Origin of the sequence: Enterobacter sp. 22452, from assembly GCF_052045065.1 — a bacterium.
Classification (GTDB): Bacteria; Pseudomonadota; Gammaproteobacteria; order Enterobacterales; family Enterobacteriaceae; genus Enterobacter; species Enterobacter mori.
Genome location: NZ_JBQEOB010000002.1, coordinates 771,842 through 790,802, shown reverse-complemented (window position 1 = coordinate 790,802; position 18,961 = coordinate 771,842). Strand labels below are relative to the sequence as shown.

Here is an 18,961-nt window from a genome sequence, read left to right as displayed (position 1 = left end):
TATAATGTTAACAAACTGTTTATTATCGGGGCTGTGATGACGACGAATACTCATTTCAGAGGTGATGCATTGAAAAAGGTTTGGCTTAACCGGTATCCCGCAGATGTGCCTGCGGAGATCAATCCTGACCGTTATCAATCCCTGGTTGAATTATTTGAACACTCGGTGCGGCGTTACGCTGACCAGCCTGCGTTTGTGAACATGGGCGAAGTGATGACCTTCCGTAAGCTGGAAGAGCGTAGCCGGGCGTTTGCGGCGTATTTACAGGAAGGGCTGGGACTGCAAAAAGGGGACCGCGTCGCGCTGATGATGCCAAACCTGCTGCAATACCCGGTAGCGCTGTTCGGCATCCTGCGGGCCGGGATGATTGTCGTCAACGTGAACCCGCTGTATACCCCGCGTGAACTTGAGCATCAGTTGAACGACAGCGGTGCGGTCGCAATTGTCATTGTCTCGAACTTTGCCCACACGCTGGAAAAAGTGGTCGACAGAACCCAGGTAAAACACGTCATCCTGACGCGCATGGGCGATCAGCTTTCCACGGCCAAAGGCACGCTGGTTAACTTTGTCGTTAAATACGTGAAGCGGCTGGTACCAAAATATCACCTGCCGGACGCTATTTCCTTCCGCCGTGCGCTGCACGCGGGCTACCGTATGCAATACGTCAAGCCTGAAGTGGTATCAGAAGATCTCGCCTTCCTGCAGTATACCGGTGGCACCACCGGCGTGGCGAAAGGCGCGATGTTGACGCACCGGAACATGCTGGCGAACCTTGAACAGGTGAACGCCACATACGGGCCTCTGCTGCATCCGGGCAAAGAGGTGGTGATCACCGCGCTTCCGCTGTATCACATCTTTGCGCTGACCATGAACTGCCTGCTGTTTATTGAGCTGGGTGGTCAGAACATCCTTATCACCAATCCGCGCGATATCCCGGGCCTGGTGAAAGAGCTGGCGAAATATCCGTTCACCGCCATGACGGGGGTGAATACCCTGTTTAATGCGCTGCTCAATAATAAAGAGTTCCAGCAGCTGGATTTCTCCACGCTGCACCTCTCCGCAGGCGGCGGGATGCCCGTTCAGCAGGCGGTCGCCGAGCGCTGGGTGAAGCTGACCGGTCAGTATCTGCTGGAAGGCTATGGTCTGACGGAGTGCGCGCCGCTGGTGAGCGTGAACCCGCACGACATTGACTACCACAGCGGCAGCATTGGCCTGCCTGTTCCGTCGACCGAAGCAAAGCTGGTGGATGATGAGGATAACGAAGTGCCTCATGGTGAGCCAGGCGAGCTGTGCGTAAGAGGGCCGCAGGTGATGCTGGGCTACTGGCAACGTCCGGATGCTACGGACGAGATCATCAAAGACGGCTGGCTGCATACCGGCGATATCGCCGTGATGGACGACGAAGGTTTCCTGCGCATTGTCGATCGTAAGAAAGACATGATCCTGGTCTCCGGCTTTAACGTCTACCCGAACGAAATCGAAGATGTGGTTATGCAGCACAACGGCGTGCTCGAAGTGGCGGCTGTGGGCGTCCCTTCCGGCAGCAGCGGTGAAGCGGTGAAGATATTTGTGGTCAAGAAAGATCCTTCGCTGAATGAGGAAGAGCTGATAACCTTCTGCCGTCGTCAGTTGACGGGCTACAAGGTGCCGAAGCTGGTGGAATTCCGCGATGAACTGCCAAAATCCAACGTCGGGAAGATATTACGACGAGAATTACGTGACGAAGCCCGTGCCAAAGTAGACAATAAGGCCTGAGCTTCACGTTAATCGCCCAGACGCCGGTTAAGCCGGCGTTTTTTATGGGCGCAAACAAAAGAGAAAATGATTTGAATTACCAGATGATCACGACCAACGACGAGCTGGCTTCGCTGTGCGAAGTGACGCGCGACTATCCCGCTATCGCCCTGGATACCGAGTTTGTCCGTACGAGAACCTATTATCCGCAGCTGGGCCTGATTCAGATGTACGACGGCAAACATGTCTCGCTGATTGACCCGCTCGGTATTACCGACTGGGCACCGATGCGCGATCTGCTGCTGGATACGGCCGTGACCAAATTCCTGCATGCGGGCAGTGAAGATCTGGAAGTGTTTATGAATACCTTTGGCATCATGCCGCAGCCGCTCATTGATACGCAGATCCTCGCGGCGTTCAGCGGGCGTCCGCTCTCATGGGGCTTTGCTGCCATGGTTGAGGAATACACCGGCCTGACGCTGGACAAAAGCGAATCCCGTACCGACTGGCTGGCGCGCCCGCTGACCGAGCGTCAGCTGGAATATGCGGCGGCAGACGTCTTCTACCTGCTGCCGATTGCCGGACAGCTGATGAAGGAGGCAGAAGCCTCCGGCTGGCTGTCTGCTGCGCTGGATGAGTGCCGGATGACCCAGCAGCGTCGTCAGGAAGTGGTCGACCCGAAAGAGGCCTGGCGCGATATCACAAACGCCTGGCAGCTTCGCACGCGTCAGCTGGCGTGCCTGCAGCTGTTAGCGGACTGGCGTTTGCGCAAAGCGCGCGAGCGCGATCTGGCCGTGAACTTTGTGGTGCGTGAAGAGCATCTGTGGGCGGTCGCGCGCTACATGCCGGGCAGCATGGGTGAACTGGACAGCATTGGGCTTTCGGGTAGCGAAATTCGTTTCCACGGCAAAACCCTGCTCGCGCTGGTGGCGCAGGCACAGCAAACGGCGGATGAAGACCTGCCGGAACCGCTGCTGAATCTGATGGATATGCCGGGCTATCGCAAGGCGTTTAAGGATATCAAAGCGCTGGTGCAGGCTGTGGCAGCAGAAAGCAAACTGAGTGCGGAACTGCTGGCGTCACGCCGTCAGATTAACCAGTTGCTGAACTGGCACTGGAAGCTGAAGCCGCAGAATGGGCTGCCGGAGCTGATGGCGGGCTGGCGCGGGGAATTGATGGCCGATCGCCTGAATACGCTGCTGGAAGGTTATCCGCGATAAAAATATGCCGGGCGATATACCCGGCATATTCCCCCGGTGGCGCTGCGCTTACCGGGGCTACGAAATCACAAACCTACGGACGCGACTCTTCCGCTTCCGGGAGCGTAACGTTCAGCTCCAGAATCGAAATATCCCCGTCTTTTTGCTCCAGCTGTACGGTGACCATCTCCGGGTCAATCTGCACGTACTTACAGATCACTTCCAGGATGTCCTTGCGCAGCTGCGGCAGGTAGTGAGGCTCGGCGTCGCTACGACGACGCTCCGCAACGATAATTTGCAGACGTTCTTTTGCGATGTTGGCGGTGCTTTTTTTCCGCGAGAGAAAAAAGTCCAGTAATGCCATAACTTATCCTCCGAACAGGCGTTTGAGGAAACCTTTCTTCTCTTCTTCAATGAAGCGGAAAGGACGTTCTTCTCCCAGCAGACGGTCAACGGTATCGGCGTAAGCTTTACCTGCATCTGCCATCGTATCCAGAATCACTGGCTCACCCTGGTTAGAGGCGCGTAACACGGACTGATCTTCCGGGATAACGCCAACCAGTTTGATGCGCAGGATCTCCAGCACGTCTTCCATGCTCAGCATGTCACCTTTGTTCACGCGGCCCGGGTTGTAACGGGTCAGCAGCAGGTGCTCTTTGATCGGTTCCTGACCATTTTCCGCACGGCGGGATTTAGAGGCGAGGATACCGAGAATTCGGTCTGAGTCACGCACGGACGAGACTTCAGGGTTTGTGGTGATAATGGCTTCATCCGCGAAATAGAGCGCCATCAGCGCACCGGTTTCGATACCGGCAGGGGAGTCACAGACGACGAAGTCGAACTCCATCTTTTTCAGATCGTCGAGCACCTTTTCCACGCCTTCGCGGGTCAGCGCGTCTTTGTCACGGGTCTGAGACGCCGGAAGAATGTAGAGGTTCTCGGTGCGCTTGTCTTTAATCAGCGCCTGGTTAAGCGTGGCATCGCCCTGGATGACGTTTACGAAGTCATACACGACGCGACGCTCACAACCCATGATCAGGTCCAGGTTACGCAGGCCGATATCGAAATCGATAACGACGGTTTTCTTTCCCTTCTGGGCCAAACCAGTAGCGATGGCCGCGCTGGAGGTGGTCTTGCCAACGCCTCCTTTACCCGAAGTAACAACAATAATGCGTGCCATAGAAATTCCTTGTTAAAAAGGGATCAATTCAACGGTTGAACGGTCAACGCGTCGTCTGCCAGCAGCAGACGAGCCGCTTTGCCATAAAATTCGGCTGGGATCTTGTCGCTCAGCCAATATTCACCTGCGATGGACACCAGTTCCGCCGTCAGGTGACTACAAAAAATTTGTGCTTCCCGATCGCCACTTGCGCCCGCGAGCGCACGCCCACGCATCATACCGTAGACGTGAATATTGCCATCCGCAATCAGTTCAGCGCCAGCACTGACGTGGCTTGTAACAATTAGATCACAGTTTGGCGCATAAATTCGCTGACCGGAACGAACCGGCACATCAATCAATCGCGTTTTTGTGACAGGTGTAACGTTTTGAACCGGGGGAGGGGGCGTCTGCACTGCCGCTGGGGCCGAACGAGGGGCTTTTTCTTTGCCTTCGGTCAGAAGCGGTAGCCCTGCCCGGTCAATCTCGGCTTTCAGTTCAGCATCTTTACAGCCGCTAATGCCGACAATACGCAGCCCGGTGGATGAAACCGCCTGCTGGAGAAGTTTCCAGTTAACCGGGGCATCCAGACCGCTCACATTGACGACAACGGGGGCATGTTTCAGAAAGGCGGGTGCCTGCGCGATTTTATCTTCTAACGCCTGACGAATAACCTCGGGTTTTGCATCATGCAAATGAACCACTGATAAGGTGAAGCTACTGCCTTTAAGCTCGATGGGCGTGTTTGACATCCTGGCCTTACTCAATTTGCTATTAACCGCAACAACTCGCTGCGATATTCCGAAGAGTATCAGGCATGTTATAGTCAGGAGTATATTGAGGCAAGCAACCACCCATTAATTCAGAGTAAAAACATGTTTTGTGTGATCTATAGAAGTACAAGCCGTGACCAGACCTATCTTTATGTCGAAAAGAAAGACGATTTTTCGCGCGTGCCTGAAGAATTAATGAAAAACTTTGGCCGCCCTCAGCTGGCGATGCTGCTGCCGCTTGACGGGCGTAAGACGCTGGTGAATGCCGATCTGGAAAAAGTGAAAGTGGCATTAACCGAGCAAGGCTATTATTTACAGCTTCCGCCACCACCCGAGAATTTATTAAAACAGCATCTTGAGGTGAACGGAAAGAAATAAACCCGGACGCTTCCGGGAACAACACATCAACCGTTTAGGGGTCGACCATGTATCAACATCATAACTGGCAAGGTGCATTACTGGATTATCCCGTCAGCAAAGTCGTCTGCGTGGGCAGCAACTACGCAAAACACATTCAGGAAATGGGCAGCGCGACGCCAGAAGAGCCGGTACTGTTTATTAAGCCCGAAACCGCACTCTGCGATATTCGCCAGCCGCTGGCGTTACCGCAAGGGCTGGGTTCTGTTCACCACGAAGTGGAGCTGGCGGTGCTGATTGGCGCCACGCTGCGCCAGGCTTCTGAAGAGCATGTGCAGAAAGCGATTGCCGGTTACGGTGTCGCCCTGGATCTCACCCTGCGTGATGTGCAGGGCAAGATGAAGAAAGCGGGGCAACCGTGGGAAAAAGCCAAAGGCTTTGATAATTCCTGCCCCATTTCGGGTTTTGTTCCGGTGAGCGAGTTTACTGATGACCCGCAGGACACCCCGCTCAGCCTGAAGGTGAACGGCGAGGTTCGCCAGCAGGGCACTACGGCCGACATGATCCACAAGATCGTCCCGCTGATTGCCTACATGAGCCGCTTCTTCACCCTGAAACCGGGTGATGTGATCCTGACCGGTACGCCAGAGGGCGTCGGCCCGCTCAACGGTGGCGATGAGCTTGAGGTCAGTTTCAACGGCCTGTCGCTGAAAACACGCGTGCTGTAAAAACACCTTGCCGCCCGAAATGGGCGGCAAAACTTGCATCAACGTGCCAGACTCGTTATAAGGTGCGCTTTCTTTTGACGTGTGGACATCCTGATGAACGACATCCCTTTCTGGCAAAGTAAAACGCTCGACGAAATGACCGACGCGGAGTGGGAGTCGTTGTGCGACGGCTGCGGACAGTGCTGCCTGCACAAGCTGATGGATGAGGATTCCGACGAGATCTATTTCACTAACGTCGCCTGCAAGCAGCTGAACATCAAAACCTGCCAGTGCCGCAACTACGAACGCCGCTTCGAGTACGAGCCGGACTGCATCAAATTAACCCGTGAAAATTTGCCGACCTTTGAGTGGTTACCGCACACCTGCGCGTATCGCCTGCTGGCGGAAGGAAAAGATCTGCCGAAATGGCATCCGCTGCTGACCGGCTCTAAAGCGGCGATGCACGGTGAACGCATTTCCGTGCGCCATATTGCGGTAAAAGAGTCCGAGGTGCGTGACTGGGAAGACCACATCATGAATCACCCTAATCGGTGATAATAAAAAACCCGCCGAGGCGGGTTTTTTATTGGGCGCTGTTGTGTCGGGTGGCGCTACGCTTACCCGACCTACAAAACCGTAGGCCCGCGCAAGCGAAGCGCCGCCGGGCAAGTTACCGCCCGAACAAATCGCGTTTCTTCGGCTTAAACGGCTGGGCAATCAGCACCAGCAGGGCTACAACGAAGTAGGCCACAAAAATACCCACCAGCCACTGCGGCATCTCCAGCGTCAGGAATTCCCACTGACGCACAGAACAGTCGCCGGACGCCACAAACACCTGCGGCAGCCACTTATCCAGCGGCAGCCAGCTTGGGAAGCGGGCGGCAAAATCACAGGTCATAAACGGTGACGGATGCAGCTGCATCATGGTGTGCTCCCAGGAGAGTTCAATTCCCTTCCAGGCACTGTACAGCCAGATAGCGATACCGGCATAGCGTAGCGGTGATTTCGGGGCAATCGCGCCCACCAGACCCGCGCCCATAATGCCGAACAATGCGCAACGTTCGTAGATACACAGCACGCAGGGCTTCAACCCCATCACATGCTGGAACCACAACGCGACCATTTCCAGCGCAAAGGCGGTCAGGGCCATTAACAACCACGCTCCGCGACCGCGAGAGCACTGGTTTAAAAATCTCAACATAATCATTTCCCTGGAACATGCTTAGAAAGCGCAGTGTAAACGAATTCGTTTTCCGCGCCACCTGTACCTGACGAAATAAAACGTAATTGGATGTTTATCATGCGAAAAGGCAAACGGGCAGCGAACTGCCCGATTTACACATCTTAATGTGCGGCAAGTATACCCGCTTGTATCAGCCAGTGCGTATAAGGAATGAGGGTAATTTTGACGCAAAGCAAACCCACAATCGTCAGTACCAGCGTATAGGGCAGGGCCATCCAGACCATTCTTCCATAAGAAAGTCGTATGAGTGGCGCAAGCGCTGAGGTCAGCAGGAACAGGAATGCGGCCTGGCCGTTAGGTGTCGCCACGGAAGGGAGGTTGGTGCCGGTGTTGATCGCCACCGCCAGCAGCTCAAATTGTTGAGCGCTGATAACGCCTTGCTCCATGGCTGCTTTCGCTTCGTTGATATAAACCGTGCCGACAAAAACGTTATCGGAAATGGAGGAGAGCAAACCGTTAAACAGGTAAAACAGCGAAAGCTGGGCGTCGGGCGCGGCCTGTAATACAAAGGCAATAATCGGCGCAAACAGGTGCTGATCGATAATCACCGCCACTACCGCAAAGAATACCGCCAGCAGCGCGGTAAACGGCAGGGCTTCGGTAAAGGCTTTGCCGATAGCGTGCTCGTCGGTCACGCCGCTAAAGGTGGTGGCGAGAATAATAACCGACAGGCCAATTAACCCCACCTCAGCAAGATGGAAAGCCAGCGCAGCGATAAGCCAGACGCCAATGATGCCTTGTGCGATCAGGCGTAGCGTATCCTGGCGTGTGCGCTGACGGCGACTTTGCACGTCAAATGTATGCAGCTCCTGTCGCACCGTTTCAGGCAACTTCGCGCCGTAGCCAAAGACGCTGAATTTCTCGACAAGAATACAGGTGACGACGCCGCAGATCAGCACCGGAACGCTCACTGGCGCCATGCGCAGGAAGAATTCGCCGAAATGCCAGCCCGCCGCTTTGGCGATGATCAGGTTTTGCGGCTCCCCTACCATCGTCATCACGCCGCCCAGCGCTGTACCCACACCCGCATGCATCATCAGGCTACGCAGGAACGCGCGGAACTGCTCCAGCACCTCACGGTTATGCGCGTCGACATGGCTATCGTCCTGCAAATCCTCACCGGGTCGAGAAGACGCGACGCGATGATAAATGCCGTAAAAGCCGACGGCCACGCTAATCACCACAGCCACCACCGTCAATGCATCAAGGAAGGCCGAAAGGAACGCTGCCGCGAGACAAAACGCCACCGACAGGATCGTTTTTGAGGGAATGCTCAGCAGCAGCCGGGTAAAGATAAACAGCAGTAGCTGCTTCATAAAGTAGATGCCAGCCACCATAAACATCAGCAGCAGAAGCACCTCAAGATTGGATGCCAGCTCCTGTTTAACATGCTCCGCGCTGGTCATGCCAATCACCACCGCTTCAAATGCCAGCAGGCCGCCGGGAAGGAGTGGATAGCATTTCAGCGCCATCGCCAGGGTGAAGATAAATTCCGCCACCAGTAGCCATCCGGCAACAAACGGATTGACATAAAACAGGATGGGGTTAACAACCAGGAATACCAGAAGTATGAGTTTGTACCAGTCAGGTGACTGGCCTAAAAAGTTGCGCCACAGCGCGCGGCCAAATGAAATTTCCATGACAGACGTCCTTCCCCGTCAAATAAGGCAAAACATCAGTATACGCAAAAATGGTGGCGTAGAGGGGCATTAGGTCAAATTGTAAATTTCACAAAAATGAAACGGCGATCCCTCTTTTCTCTCTTTGCTGCGCTATCTGCCTCTGCGAGCCTCTGGTATGATGAGTCCAATTTGCTAAAGCTGTGTAATGGAAATCTCACTATGGTCATTAAGGCGCAGAGCCCGGCGGGTTTCGCGGAAGAGTACATCATTGAAAGCATCTGGAATAATCGTTTCCCTGCGGGATCAATTCTACCTGCTGAACGCGAACTCTCTGAACTGATTGGCGTCACCCGTACTACGTTGCGTGAAGTTCTGCAGCGTCTGGCACGTGATGGCTGGTTGACGATTCAGCACGGCAAGCCAACGAAAGTAAACAACTTCTGGGAAACGTCCGGGCTGAACATTCTTGAAACGCTGGCGCGTCTCGACCACGAAAGCGTGCCGCAGCTGATCGACAATCTGCTCTCCGTGCGTACCAACATCGCGACTATCTTTATCCGCACCGCGTTCCGTCAGCATCCTGAAGATGCGCTCGCGGTACTGGCCAGCGCGAACGAGGTCGAAGACCACGCTGACGCTTTCGCCACGCTTGACTATAACGTCTTCCGCGGCCTGGCCTTTGCCTCCGGTAACCCGATTTACGGCCTGATCCTGAACGGGATGAAAGGGCTCTATACCCGTATCGGTCGCCACTACTTTGCTAACCCTGAAGCCCGCAGCCTGGCGCTGGGTTTCTACCATAAGCTGAGCAAGCTCTGTACCGAAGGGCTGCACGATCAGGTTTATGAGACGGTGCGTCGCTACGGGCATGATTCCGGTGAAATCTGGCACCGCATGCAGAAAACGCTCCCGGGCGATTTAGCAATTCAGACCCGCTAAAAGAAAAAACCTCTCGTATGAGAGGTTTTTTTTCGCCCGGTGGCGCTTCGCTTACCGGGCCTACAAAACCCGTAGGCCGGGTAAGGCGTAGCCGCCACCCGGCAAACTACAGCGTATTCAACCGCGCCGGGCACCGCTCCAGCAGCTCCACGCTGCCGTCTTCATTCTGCTGTTCAAGCAACACGTCAAAGCCCCACAGCCGGTGCACGTGCTTCAGCACCTCTTTACGCCCTTTATCCAGCGGCGCGCGGTTGTGCGGGATATAGCGCAGCGTCAGGGAGCGGTCACCGCGTAAATCCACATTCCATACCTGGATGTTCGGCTCAAGGTTGCTCAGGTTGTACTGGGAAGAGAGGCGAGAGCGGATCTCGCGGTATCCCTCTTCGTTATGGATCGCCGAAATTTCCAGGTAGTTGTTACGGTCATCATCCAGCACGGTGAAGAAACGGAAGTCTCGCATGATCTTCGGCGACATAAACTGGCTGATAAAGCTCTCATCCTTAAAGTCACGCATCGCGAAATGCAGCGTTTCCAGCCAGTCAGAACCGGCGATGTCCGGGAACCAGTATTTGTCTTCCTCCGTCGGCGACTGGCAGATGCGCTTGATGTCCTGGAACATCGCAAAGCCAAGGGCATACGGGTTAATGCCGCTGTACCACGGGCTGTTATAAGCAGGCTGGAACACCACGTTGGTGTGGCTGTGCAGAAACTCCATCATAAAGCGTTCGGAGACTTTCCCTTCGTCATACAGGTGGTTAAGGATGGTGTAGTGCCAGAAGGTCGCCCAGCCTTCGTTCATCACCTGCGTCTGTTTCTGCGGGTAGAAATACTGGCTCACCTTACGCACAATGCGCAGGATCTCGCGCTGCCACGGCTCCAGCAGCGGGGCGTTCTTCTCCATAAAGTAGAGCAGGTTTTCCTGCGGCTCAGACGGATAACGACGCGCTTCGGCGACCGTTTTCTCCTCCTCACGCTTCGGCAGGGTACGCCACAGCATATTCACCTGGCTTTGCAGATACTCCTCGCGGCTTTTCTGCCGGGCCTTCTCCTCCTGTAAGGAGATTTTTTGTGGACGCTTGTAGCGGTCAACGCCGTAGTTCATCAGCGCGTGGCAGGAATCGAGCAGTTTTTCCACTTCATCCACGCCGTAGCGCTCTTCGCATTCGGTAATGTATTTACGGGCGAAAATCAGGTAATCGACAATCGAGCTGGCATCCGTCCAGCTGCGGAAAAGATAGTTGTTCTTGAAGAAAGAGTTGTGCCCGTAGCAGGCGTGCGCCATCACCAGCGCCTGCATGGTAATGGTGTTCTCTTCCATCAGATAGGCAATACACGGATTGGAGTTAATGACGATTTCATACGCCAGCCCCTGTTGACCGTGTTTATACAGCCGCTCCGTTTCAATAAATTTCTTACCAAACGACCAGTGCGGATAGTTGATCGGCATCCCGACGCTGGAGTAGGCATCCATCATCTGTTCGGACGTAATGACTTCAATTTGATGGGGATAGGTATCCAGGCGATACAGTTTTGCTACCCGGTCAATCTCGGCCAGATAGACATCAAGCAGCTCGAAGGTCCAGTCGGGTCCATCGCTCAGACGTGTGTTGTCCTTGGATATGGAATCAATAGTAGCCATTAGCGCGCCCTCGTTGTTGGGAGCTCTCTCTGTCTGGAGAGCCTCCTTTCAAGCATAGATCAACGCGTTAAAAAGCGTGCTGAAGCAGAAATTTTTTCTTTGCGATTTCGCGTTTTTGATACGGCAAAAAAAGCGGGTCTCGCAGAGTTTTCTGCTGGCTAAAAATAACGCGCAGCAGGAGATCCCAAATTAGCACTATCCCCTGATACAGGGGGATGTGTGAGGTAAGTCACCATAAAAAAGTCATATGTTGAATAATATTTTCAACTAGGTTATCAATCTGTAATTAGAAGATTGTTCTTTTGCACATAATGGAGTGGCTATGCGTGTTGTCATACTGGGAAGTGGTGTCGTTGGCGTAACCAGCGCCTGGTATTTAAGTCAGGCGGGGCATGAGGTTACCGTTATCGATCGTGAATCTGGCCCGGCGCTTGAAACCAGTGCGGCGAACGCCGGACAAATCTCTCCGGGTTATGCGGCGCCGTGGGCAGCGCCCGGCGTGCCGTTAAAGGCGATTAAGTGGATGTTCCAGCGCCACGCGCCGCTGGCGATCAGTCTCGACGGCACGCAGTTCCAGCTGAAGTGGATGTGGCAGATGCTTCGCAACTGTGACACCCGCCACTACATGGAAAATAAAGGACGCATGGTGCGTCTGGCGGAATACAGCCGTGATTGCCTGAAAGCCTTACGCGCCTCGACGGGCATTGAGTACGAAGGCCGTCAGGGCGGCACGCTGCAGCTGTTCCGCACTGAGCAACAGTACGAAAACGCCACCCGCGATATCGCCGTGCTGGAAGATGCGGGCGTACCCTATCAGCTGCTGGAGGCCAGCCAGCTGGGGCAGGTGGAGCCTGCGCTGGCGGAAGTGGCGCATAAACTCACGGGCGGCCTGCGCCTGCCGAATGACGAAACCGGCGACTGCCAGCTCTTTACGCAACGTCTGGCGCAAATGTGCGAGCAGGCAGGGGTGAAATTCCGCTTTAACACCTCTGTCGACAAGCTGCTGTCGGAAGGGGAAAAAATTTACGGCGTGAAGTGTGGCGAAGAGGTGATCAAAGCCGATGCCTACGTGATGGCGTTTGGTTCGTACTCCACCGCCATGCTGAAAGGTATCCTCGATATTCCGGTCTACCCGCTGAAAGGCTATTCGCTGACCATTCCGGTGAAAGAAGAGAGCGGCGCGCCCGTGTCGACCATTCTGGACGAAACCTACAAAATCGCGATCACCCGCTTCGACAACCGCATTCGTGTGGGCGGCATGGCGGAGATCGTCGGCTTCAACACCGAACTGCTGCAGCCGCGTCGTGAAACGCTGGAAATGGTGGTAGGCGATCTTTTCCCGCGCGGAGGCTTTGTCGAACAGGCGACCTTCTGGACCGGTCTGCGCCCCATGACGCCGGATGGCACGCCTATTGTCGGCCGCACGCCGTATAAAAACCTGTGGACCAATACCGGGCACGGCACGCTCGGCTGGACGATGGCCTGCGGCTCGGGTCAGCTGCTGAGCGACCTGATATCTGGCCGCACGCCAGCAATTCCATTTGACGATTTAAGTGCCGCACGTTATCAATCAGGGTTTACCCCATCGCGTCCGCAGCACTTGCACGGCGCACATAACTAAGGAGTCGTCATGTCCCGTCCCATTCTGGCTCAGCTGGATTTGCAGGCCCTGAAGGATAACCTGCAAATTGTTCGCCGTGCTGCGCCGGGTACACGCGTCTGGTCGGTAGTGAAGGCAAATGCCTACGGCCACGGCATTGACCGCATCTGGAGCGCCCTTAGCGCAACCGACGGTTTTGCGTTACTCAATCTGGAAGAGGCGATTCTGCTGCGCGAGCGCGGCTGGAAAGGGCCCATCCTGCTGCTGGAAGGTTTTTTCCACGCCGACGATCTGCTCCTGCTGGACAAATACCGTCTGACCACCAGCGTTCACAGCAACTGGCAGATTAAGGCGATTCAGGATGCGAAGCTCCACGCGCCGCTGGATATCTATCTCAAGGTGAACAGCGGCATGAACCGCCTGGGCTTCCAGCCTGAGCGGGTCCATACGGTCTGGCAGCAGCTGCGTGCCCTGAAAAATGTCGGTGAAATGACGCTGATGGCGCATTTTGCGGATGCTGAAAAGCCGGACGGTATCTCCGATGCCATGGTCCGCATTGAGCAGGCGGCAGAAGGGCTGGATTGCCCACGTTCGCTGTCGAACTCGGCGGCGACGCTTTGGCACCCTGAAGCCCACTATAACTGGGTGCGTCCGGGTATCGTCCTGTACGGCGCGTCTCCCTCAGGCCAGTGGCACGATATCGCCAACAGCGGCCTGAAGCCGGTCATGACCCTGCGCAGTGAAATCATTGGCGTGCAAACGCTGAAGACGGGTGACACGGTAGGCTATGGCAGCCGCTACCGTGCGGCGGGCGAGCAGCGCATCGGGATTGTCGCGGGCGGTTATGCGGACGGTTATCCGCGTCTGGCGCCAACCGGCACGCCCGTGTGGGTCGATGGTGTTCGTACGGGCACGGTAGGGACCATTTCAATGGATATGATGGCGATAGATTTAACCCCTTGTCCGCAGGCGGGCATCGGATCGCCGGTCGAGCTGTGGGGTAATGAGGTTAAAATCGATGATGTGGCTTCGGCTGCGGGCACGGTCGGCTATGAATTGATGTGCGCGCTGGCACCGAGAGTGCCGGTTGTGACGGTGTAACGAATGTTTGTGTCGGGTGGCGGCTTCGCCTTACCCGACCTACAAAACCCTCGAACGTAGGCCGGGTAAGCGTAAGCGCCACCCGGCAAAAAAACACTACTCCACGTCCTCTTCCCTCGGTCTCACGCCGACTTTGCGCACCGCGTTATCCTCTTTCTCGGCGACCGTCCAGATCATTCCGGCAAACTCCACCTGGTCACCCACGACGGGCGCGGCGCCCAGCAGTTGCTGAATGATATCGCCCAGCGTTTGCTGCTTGTCGCGGTACTCAAGCCCCTCATCCAGGCCGTAAATCAGCGCCACATCCGCAAACTTAGCGCTGGCTTCGAGAATAAAATCGCCGAAGAACCGCTGGTCCAGCGCGACAGGAGGCGACTGGCTGAACAGTTTGCCCAGCGCGGGCAGGTCGCGCTCGCGGCCGATGACGCACAGAATATCGCCTTCGCGCAGGCGGGTGCTGCCGGTAGGGTGCAGAAGGGCATTATCGCGGAACAAGGCGGCAATGCGCGTTTCGGCGGGCATATGCAGATCGCGCAGTGAGGCCCCCACGCACCATTTGTCGGCGCTGAGCTGGTAAACAAACTGCTCCCACGGGTTTTCCGGGTGAATATCCAGCCCCACGCGGGAGACCGGCCAGCCAACGGGCGGCACCACCACTTTGGCCTTTTTCGCCGCCCACCCGAGCGACGTCCCCTGGAACAGCAGCGAGATCAGCACCACGAAGAACGCCACGTTAAAGAACAGCCGCGCGTTGTCCAGACCGGCCATCATCGGGAACACCGCAAGGATAATCGGCACCGCGCCGCGCAGGCCCACCCAACTGATGAATACCCGTTCGCGCAGGTTGAAACCGCGAAACGGCAGCAAACCCGCGAACACCGAGAGCGGACGGGCGAAGAAGATCATCCACGCAGAAAGCAGCAGCGCCGGAACGGCGATCGGCAGCAGGTCGGATGGCGTGACCAGAAGGCCCAGCACCAGGAACATGCCGATCTGCGCCAGCCACGCCAGGCCGTCGAAGTTCTGCAAAATGGCATGGCGGTTACGGATCGGCCGGTTGCCCATCAGGAAACCGCAGAGGTAGACGGCGAGAATGCCGCTGCCGTCCAGCGCGGTGGTGACGGCAAAAATCAGAATCCCGCCGCTCAGTGCCAGCAGGGGGTAAAGCCCCGCGGGCAGCGAAATGCGGTTGATCATCTGCTGTAACAGGTATCCCCCCGCCAGGCCGATAACAATCCCCAGCCCAAACTGCTGCAGGATATGCCAGGCGAACATCCAGCTTAATCCGGTTTCGTGCTGCTGAATCATCTCAATCAGCGTGATGGTGAGAAACACCGCCATCGGATCGTTACTGCCGGACTCAATCTCAAGCGTTGAGCCGACGCGTTCGTTTAGCCCTTTACCGCCAAGCAGGGAAAATACCGCAGCGGCGTCGGTTGAACCGACAATCGCGCCGATCAGCAAACCCTCCATGAGATTGAGATGGAAAAGCCACGCGGCCATCATTCCGGTGAGGCCGGAGGTAATCAACACACCGACCGTCGCGAGCGACAGTGCAGGCCCTAAGGCGACGCGGAAAGAACTCGCCTGGGTGCGCATCCCGCCGTCCAGCAGGATCACCGCCAGCGCCAGGTTACTCACCATGTAAGCGAAAGGGTAATTATCGAATGGGATACCGCCGATGCCATCAATGCCAGCCAACATGCCGATGGCAAGGAAAATAACAAGAATAGGTATGCCGAGACGCGATGAAAATGAACTCAATAAAATACTGCTGGTTACAAGCACAGAACCCAGAATGAAAAGGCTGATTATTGCTGCGGCATCCAATGTTGTCGTACTCCCACCTCAATGTTAACGCTGTTATTAAAACCCTAACATATTAACGACAGGAACAGCGTTTTATTGAGGCGGTTTAAGCGCTTTTTTATGCCTTTAAGACCGGATGACCGCTGAGAGTCAGCCGACTGCCTGAATTATTATGCGTCAGCGTCGCCTGAGCGCCCAGCGGCAGGGTAACGGTCTGCTGCTCATGGCCAAAATCCAGTCCCGTAATCACCGGAATATCCAGCCGAGAGCGGATGAAATCAACCATCGTCTCAAGGGAGTAGCCTGCATCATAGTCATTCGGTGCCGAGCCGCTAAAGCTGCCGAGCACGATGGCGGACTGTCGCCCGAGAATGCCCGCATGGTAAAGCTGGAGCAGCATGCGCTCGACGCGGAACGGATGCTCGTTGATATCTTCCAGCACCAGGATGCCATCCTCAATCTGGGGCAGCCACGGCGTGCCAATCAGCGACACCAGCATCGCCAGGTTTCCGCCCCAGAGCTGGCCCTCACATTCCCAGTGCGGCCCATTTCCCTGCCACTCAACGCTGTAGGTCGAATTTTGCAGCGCGCGCCAGAAATGTTCCTGGGTGAACGCATCCAGCTCCGGCGCGCCGAAGTTACCGGCCAGCATCGGGCCGCTGAAGGTAATGACGTTGTGCAGTGCCAGCAGGCCGAGCTGGATCGCCGTGAAATCGCTGTGTCCACAAATCAGCAGAGGATCCTGCTGCTGGCGTTTTGCCAGGCCTTGCCAGTCGATACTCTCCAGCAATCGGCTCGCGCCATACCCGCCGCGCACTGCAAGCACAATCTGGTTAGCGCCCTTCAGGTTCACCAGGTTATTGATATCATTCAGTCTCTGCGCCTCTGTTCCGGCAAAACGCTGCAGGCGGCGGGGGATAATAGTCTGATTTTCTACCCGATGGCCGGATTCCAGTAAGCGCTGAACGCCCCGCTGTGCCGCGTCCTGGTTGATGCAGTAACCCGACGGCGCGATGAGATGAAACTGAGACATGGCAATTCCTTGCTGAATGAGAAACTAATTGTCTATATCATGCCGCTTATACGCTGCCTGCTTCAAGAGGCGGCGCACTGCGATGACCGGCTATAAGGATAGATGACGTGAAATTGAGATGGTTTGCTTTTTTGATTGTGTTGCTTGCTGGCTGTAGTTCAAAACATGATTATCAAAATCCGCCCTGGAACCCGGAAGTGCCGGTGAAACGGGCCATGCAGTGGATGCCGATCAGCGAACAAGCCGGGAAGGCCTGGGGCGTGAGCCCGCGACTGGTCACGGCGATCATTGCCGTGGAATCCGGCGGCAACCCAACGCTCGTCAGTAAATCCAACGCGGTGGGGCTGATGCAGCTTAAAGCATCAACGGCAGGCAAAGAGGTCTACCGCTATATGGGCTGGCGCGGTCAACCGTCGACCAGCGAGCTGAAAAACCCGGAACGCAACATCTCGATGGGAACAGCTTACCTGAGCATTCTGGAACACGGCGTGCTGAAGGGTATTGAAGATCCTGAAGTGATGCAGTACGCGCTGGTGGTCTCTTACGTGAACGGTGCCGGTGCGCTGCTCAGAACCTTCTCGTCCGACCGTAAAGAGGCGATTGAAGAGATAAACGACATGGACAAAGACGAGTTCTTTGAACATGTAGTGAAGAACCACCCGTCACCGCAGGCACCTCGGTATATCTGGAAAGTACAGAAAGCGATGGACGCCATGTAACGCCGTTGTCGGGCGGCCTCGCTGCCCGACGCCCCTCACAAGACTTTATTCGCCCGTTCCCGCGCCTCTCGCTCCAGAGAGAAGATGATGCGCTGAAGCTCGCGCTCTGCACCCGGCCCCACGTTGAGAAAGCGAAAGCTCAGACGGGGCGTGGAAATGGTCTCGTTCTTGCTGTCCACCACTTTACGCTCGCTGATGGCAATCAGCTGCGCATCGAAATAAAACCGTCCCCAGCCGCCCATATCCAGCTCAATCTGCGTGAATCGCATGCCTTCAACCAGCCCGTCAGGTTTTGGGGTATCCATCAGCGCGCCCATGCCGCCCAACGACAGGTCAAAAAGGCGGAAGCGGATCTCTTTTTTATCCGGCATTTTTGCCCGACAAAAATAAGCAGGTTGGAGCGGGGCGCTGATGCGGAAATATTCCCGACGCTGGACAAACCAGAGGTTATCAGGCAGCGGCGTGGTAAAAGCAGGCAGCCCCAGATATTCGCTCAGCTCCAGTCGCGGCAGAATAAATTCCACCTTTGCGCCGTGGGTTTCAGCCATTACCGAGATTTTTTCCGCCCGCTGTGCGGCGCGGTTCTCATGCTCCTGGCTGCCCAGGTCGACGATCAGACGGTCGGACGACACGTCCAGGATCTTGCTGATAAACTGATTGTTTGACCAACGCATGCGTAGCGGCACTTCACCTTTTTGCAGGTCGCGTAATACCCCTAATACAGCCAGCGGATTTTGTTTCAGGAACTGCTCACTGTAATTACTCACGCCAGATTGCTCCTTGATATGTGACAGACTGTCTCTGCGTTATCGGCAATCTGAAATGAAACTTAATACAAACCGGTGATTTTTTTTACTGGTCGCCGTAATTTAAGTCGGTGAGATGAAAATGATTTTCGGGCGATGACCTATACTTAAGTCACCAGCGCGGAAGGTTTTCCGTGCATGCGTTAAACCTGCAAGAGGGCATCGCTATGGGTATCATCGCCTGGATTATCTTTGGTCTTATTGCCGGCGCTATCGCCAAATTGATCATGCCGGGAAATGATGGTGGCGGCTTTATTCTGACCTGTGTACTCGGTGTGGTCGGGGCGGTTGTCGGCGGCTGGCTGGCAACGATGTTTGGCTTTGGCGGCAGCATCAGCGGTTTCGATCTCCACAGTTTCCTGGTCGCGGTGGTCGGCGCGATCGTTGTACTGGGCATATTCCGGTTACTCCGACGGGCATAACATGTTCACAAGCGGCTCTCACCTGAGGGCCGTTTTTTTTATCCGCGTATTGATTTGCCAATCGAAATGATAATAATTGTCGTTCCCAGTACTATCTAT

The 18,961-nt window shown here is 55.5% G+C and carries 19 protein-coding genes; 10 read left to right on the top strand and 9 right to left on the bottom strand.

Annotation, left to right across the window (positions count from 1 at the left end):
- Nucleotides 1–69 precede the first annotated feature (69 nt).
- Together fadD and rnd are read left to right on the top strand one after the other, a co-directional pair.
- On the top strand, nt 70–1,755 hold the full coding sequence (fadD, locus tag ACTJJA_RS08920; protein WP_440667493.1) for a long-chain-fatty-acid--CoA ligase FadD: 1,686 nt from the start codon (nt 70–72) through the stop codon (nt 1,753–1,755).
- 83 nt (nt 1,756–1,838) lie between these two features.
- Nucleotides 1,839–2,954: a ribonuclease D gene (rnd, locus tag ACTJJA_RS08915; protein ID WP_440667724.1), complete on the top strand. Its 1,116-nt coding sequence runs from the start codon at nt 1,839–1,841 to the stop codon at nt 2,952–2,954.
- A gap of 73 nt (nt 2,955–3,027) precedes the next feature.
- Here rnd and minE read toward each other — a convergent pair whose 3' ends face one another.
- From minE to minC, 3 genes are read right to left on the bottom strand one after another with little or no spacing between them, the layout of a single operon-like run.
- The gene (gene minE, locus ACTJJA_RS08910) at nt 3,028–3,297 is read right to left on the bottom strand and encodes a cell division topological specificity factor MinE (RefSeq protein ID WP_010432714.1); all 270 of its coding nucleotides are present in this window, start codon (nt 3,295–3,297) and stop codon (nt 3,028–3,030) included.
- A 3-nt stretch (nt 3,298–3,300) separates the two neighbouring features.
- Nucleotides 3,301–4,113, bottom strand: a complete 813-nt coding sequence (gene minD, locus ACTJJA_RS08905) for a septum site-determining protein MinD (RefSeq protein WP_089598218.1) — start codon at nt 4,111–4,113, stop codon at nt 3,301–3,303.
- Between the two features lie 23 nt (nt 4,114–4,136).
- Entirely contained in the window at nt 4,137–4,844 is a 708-nt protein-coding gene (gene minC / locus ACTJJA_RS08900) for a septum site-determining protein MinC (protein WP_010432720.1), read from the bottom strand.
- 123 nt (nt 4,845–4,967) lie between these two features.
- Between minC and ACTJJA_RS08895 the strand changes: the two genes are divergently transcribed.
- From ACTJJA_RS08895 to ACTJJA_RS08885, 3 genes are all read left to right on the top strand, one after another.
- Nucleotides 4,968–5,243: a YcgL domain-containing protein gene (locus tag ACTJJA_RS08895; protein WP_440667490.1), complete on the top strand. Its 276-nt coding sequence runs from the start codon at nt 4,968–4,970 to the stop codon at nt 5,241–5,243.
- Nucleotides 5,244–5,290: 47 nt separating this feature from the next.
- Entirely contained in the window at nt 5,291–5,950 is a 660-nt protein-coding gene (locus ACTJJA_RS08890; protein WP_010432726.1) for a fumarylacetoacetate hydrolase family protein, read from the top strand.
- A gap of 93 nt (nt 5,951–6,043) precedes the next feature.
- Nucleotides 6,044–6,484, top strand: a complete 441-nt coding sequence (locus ACTJJA_RS08885; protein WP_089598220.1) for a YcgN family cysteine cluster protein — start codon at nt 6,044–6,046, stop codon at nt 6,482–6,484.
- Nucleotides 6,485–6,599: 115 nt separating this feature from the next.
- Here ACTJJA_RS08885 and dsbB read toward each other — a convergent pair whose 3' ends face one another.
- Both dsbB and nhaB read right to left on the bottom strand, forming a co-directional pair.
- Nucleotides 6,600–7,130 (bottom strand): disulfide bond formation protein DsbB, encoded by a 531-nt coding sequence (dsbB, locus tag ACTJJA_RS08880; protein WP_089598221.1) that lies wholly within the window; start codon nt 7,128–7,130, stop codon nt 6,600–6,602.
- Nucleotides 7,131–7,273: 143 nt separating this feature from the next.
- Nucleotides 7,274–8,812: a Na(+)/H(+) antiporter NhaB gene (gene nhaB / locus ACTJJA_RS08875; RefSeq protein ID WP_237844203.1), complete on the bottom strand. Its 1,539-nt coding sequence runs from the start codon at nt 8,810–8,812 to the stop codon at nt 7,274–7,276.
- A 201-nt stretch (nt 8,813–9,013) separates the two neighbouring features.
- On the opposite strand from nhaB, the gene fadR reads away from it, so the two are divergent.
- Nucleotides 9,014–9,733: a fatty acid metabolism transcriptional regulator FadR gene (fadR, locus tag ACTJJA_RS08870; protein WP_010432738.1), complete on the top strand. Its 720-nt coding sequence runs from the start codon at nt 9,014–9,016 to the stop codon at nt 9,731–9,733.
- 106 nt (nt 9,734–9,839) lie between these two features.
- Here fadR and ACTJJA_RS08865 read toward each other — a convergent pair whose 3' ends face one another.
- Nucleotides 9,840–11,372, bottom strand: coding sequence for a SpoVR family protein (locus ACTJJA_RS08865; protein ID WP_089601462.1), 1,533 nt, complete (start codon nt 11,370–11,372; stop codon nt 9,840–9,842).
- Nucleotides 11,373–11,694: 322 nt separating this feature from the next.
- Between ACTJJA_RS08865 and ACTJJA_RS08860 the strand changes: the two genes are divergently transcribed.
- Together ACTJJA_RS08860 and dadX are read left to right on the top strand one after the other, a co-directional pair.
- Complete coding sequence (locus ACTJJA_RS08860; protein ID WP_010432747.1) at nt 11,695–12,993, top strand: D-amino acid dehydrogenase; 1,299 nt, start codon at nt 11,695–11,697, stop codon at nt 12,991–12,993.
- 9 nt (nt 12,994–13,002) lie between these two features.
- A complete protein-coding gene (dadX, locus tag ACTJJA_RS08855) occupies nt 13,003–14,073 on the top strand; it encodes a catabolic alanine racemase DadX (RefSeq protein ID WP_440667486.1) in 1,071 nt (356 codons plus the stop codon).
- A gap of 96 nt (nt 14,074–14,169) precedes the next feature.
- On the opposite strand, the gene ACTJJA_RS08850 is transcribed toward dadX, so the two are convergent.
- Both ACTJJA_RS08850 and ldcA read right to left on the bottom strand, forming a co-directional pair.
- Nucleotides 14,170–15,903 carry a potassium/proton antiporter gene (locus ACTJJA_RS08850; RefSeq protein WP_010432754.1) on the bottom strand — a complete coding sequence of 578 codons (1,734 nt, stop codon included), beginning with the start codon at nt 15,901–15,903 and terminating at the stop codon, nt 14,170–14,172.
- A gap of 97 nt (nt 15,904–16,000) precedes the next feature.
- Nucleotides 16,001–16,915 carry a muramoyltetrapeptide carboxypeptidase gene (ldcA, locus tag ACTJJA_RS08845; protein ID WP_109081398.1) on the bottom strand — a complete coding sequence of 305 codons (915 nt, stop codon included), beginning with the start codon at nt 16,913–16,915 and terminating at the stop codon, nt 16,001–16,003.
- Nucleotides 16,916–17,022: 107 nt separating this feature from the next.
- Between ldcA and emtA the strand changes: the two genes are divergently transcribed.
- On the top strand, nt 17,023–17,634 hold the full coding sequence (gene emtA / locus ACTJJA_RS08840) for a membrane-bound lytic murein transglycosylase EmtA (RefSeq protein WP_010432759.1): 612 nt from the start codon (nt 17,023–17,025) through the stop codon (nt 17,632–17,634).
- 35 nt (nt 17,635–17,669) lie between these two features.
- Here emtA and ycgR read toward each other — a convergent pair whose 3' ends face one another.
- A complete protein-coding gene (ycgR, locus tag ACTJJA_RS08835) occupies nt 17,670–18,401 on the bottom strand; it encodes a flagellar brake protein YcgR (protein WP_440667483.1) in 732 nt (243 codons plus the stop codon).
- A 206-nt stretch (nt 18,402–18,607) separates the two neighbouring features.
- Here ycgR and ACTJJA_RS08830 point away from each other — a divergent pair, with 206 nt between their 5' ends.
- Nucleotides 18,608–18,862 carry a GlsB/YeaQ/YmgE family stress response membrane protein gene (locus ACTJJA_RS08830; RefSeq protein ID WP_010432765.1) on the top strand — a complete coding sequence of 85 codons (255 nt, stop codon included), beginning with the start codon at nt 18,608–18,610 and terminating at the stop codon, nt 18,860–18,862.
- Nucleotides 18,863–18,961: the final 99 nt, after the last annotated feature.

Coding starts and splice junctions, on each gene's coding strand:
- dadX (WP_440667486.1), top strand. CDS start 13,003: ATGTCCCGTCCCATTCTGGCTCAGCTGGATTTGCAGGCCCTGAAGGAT.
- ACTJJA_RS08830 (WP_010432765.1), top strand. CDS start 18,608: ATGGGTATCATCGCCTGGATTATCTTTGGTCTTATTGCCGGCGCTATC.
- ldcA (WP_109081398.1), bottom strand. CDS start 16,915: ATGTCTCAGTTTCATCTCATCGCGCCGTCGGGTTACTGCATCAACCAG.
- ACTJJA_RS08895 (WP_440667490.1), top strand. CDS start 4,968: ATGTTTTGTGTGATCTATAGAAGTACAAGCCGTGACCAGACCTATCTT.
- minE (WP_010432714.1), bottom strand. CDS start 3,297: ATGGCATTACTGGACTTTTTTCTCTCGCGGAAAAAAAGCACCGCCAAC.
- fadR (WP_010432738.1), top strand. CDS start 9,014: ATGGTCATTAAGGCGCAGAGCCCGGCGGGTTTCGCGGAAGAGTACATC.
- nhaB (WP_237844203.1), bottom strand. CDS start 8,812: ATGGAAATTTCATTTGGCCGCGCGCTGTGGCGCAACTTTTTAGGCCAG.
- rnd (WP_440667724.1), top strand. CDS start 1,839: ATGATCACGACCAACGACGAGCTGGCTTCGCTGTGCGAAGTGACGCGC.
- ACTJJA_RS08885 (WP_089598220.1), top strand. CDS start 6,044: ATGAACGACATCCCTTTCTGGCAAAGTAAAACGCTCGACGAAATGACC.
- minC (WP_010432720.1), bottom strand. CDS start 4,844: ATGTCAAACACGCCCATCGAGCTTAAAGGCAGTAGCTTCACCTTATCA.
- ACTJJA_RS08865 (WP_089601462.1), bottom strand. CDS start 11,372: ATGGCTACTATTGATTCCATATCCAAGGACAACACACGTCTGAGCGAT.
- dsbB (WP_089598221.1), bottom strand. CDS start 7,130: ATGTTGAGATTTTTAAACCAGTGCTCTCGCGGTCGCGGAGCGTGGTTG.
- ACTJJA_RS08860 (WP_010432747.1), top strand. CDS start 11,695: ATGCGTGTTGTCATACTGGGAAGTGGTGTCGTTGGCGTAACCAGCGCC.
- minD (WP_089598218.1), bottom strand. CDS start 4,113: ATGGCACGCATTATTGTTGTTACTTCGGGTAAAGGAGGCGTTGGCAAG.
- ACTJJA_RS08890 (WP_010432726.1), top strand. CDS start 5,291: ATGTATCAACATCATAACTGGCAAGGTGCATTACTGGATTATCCCGTC.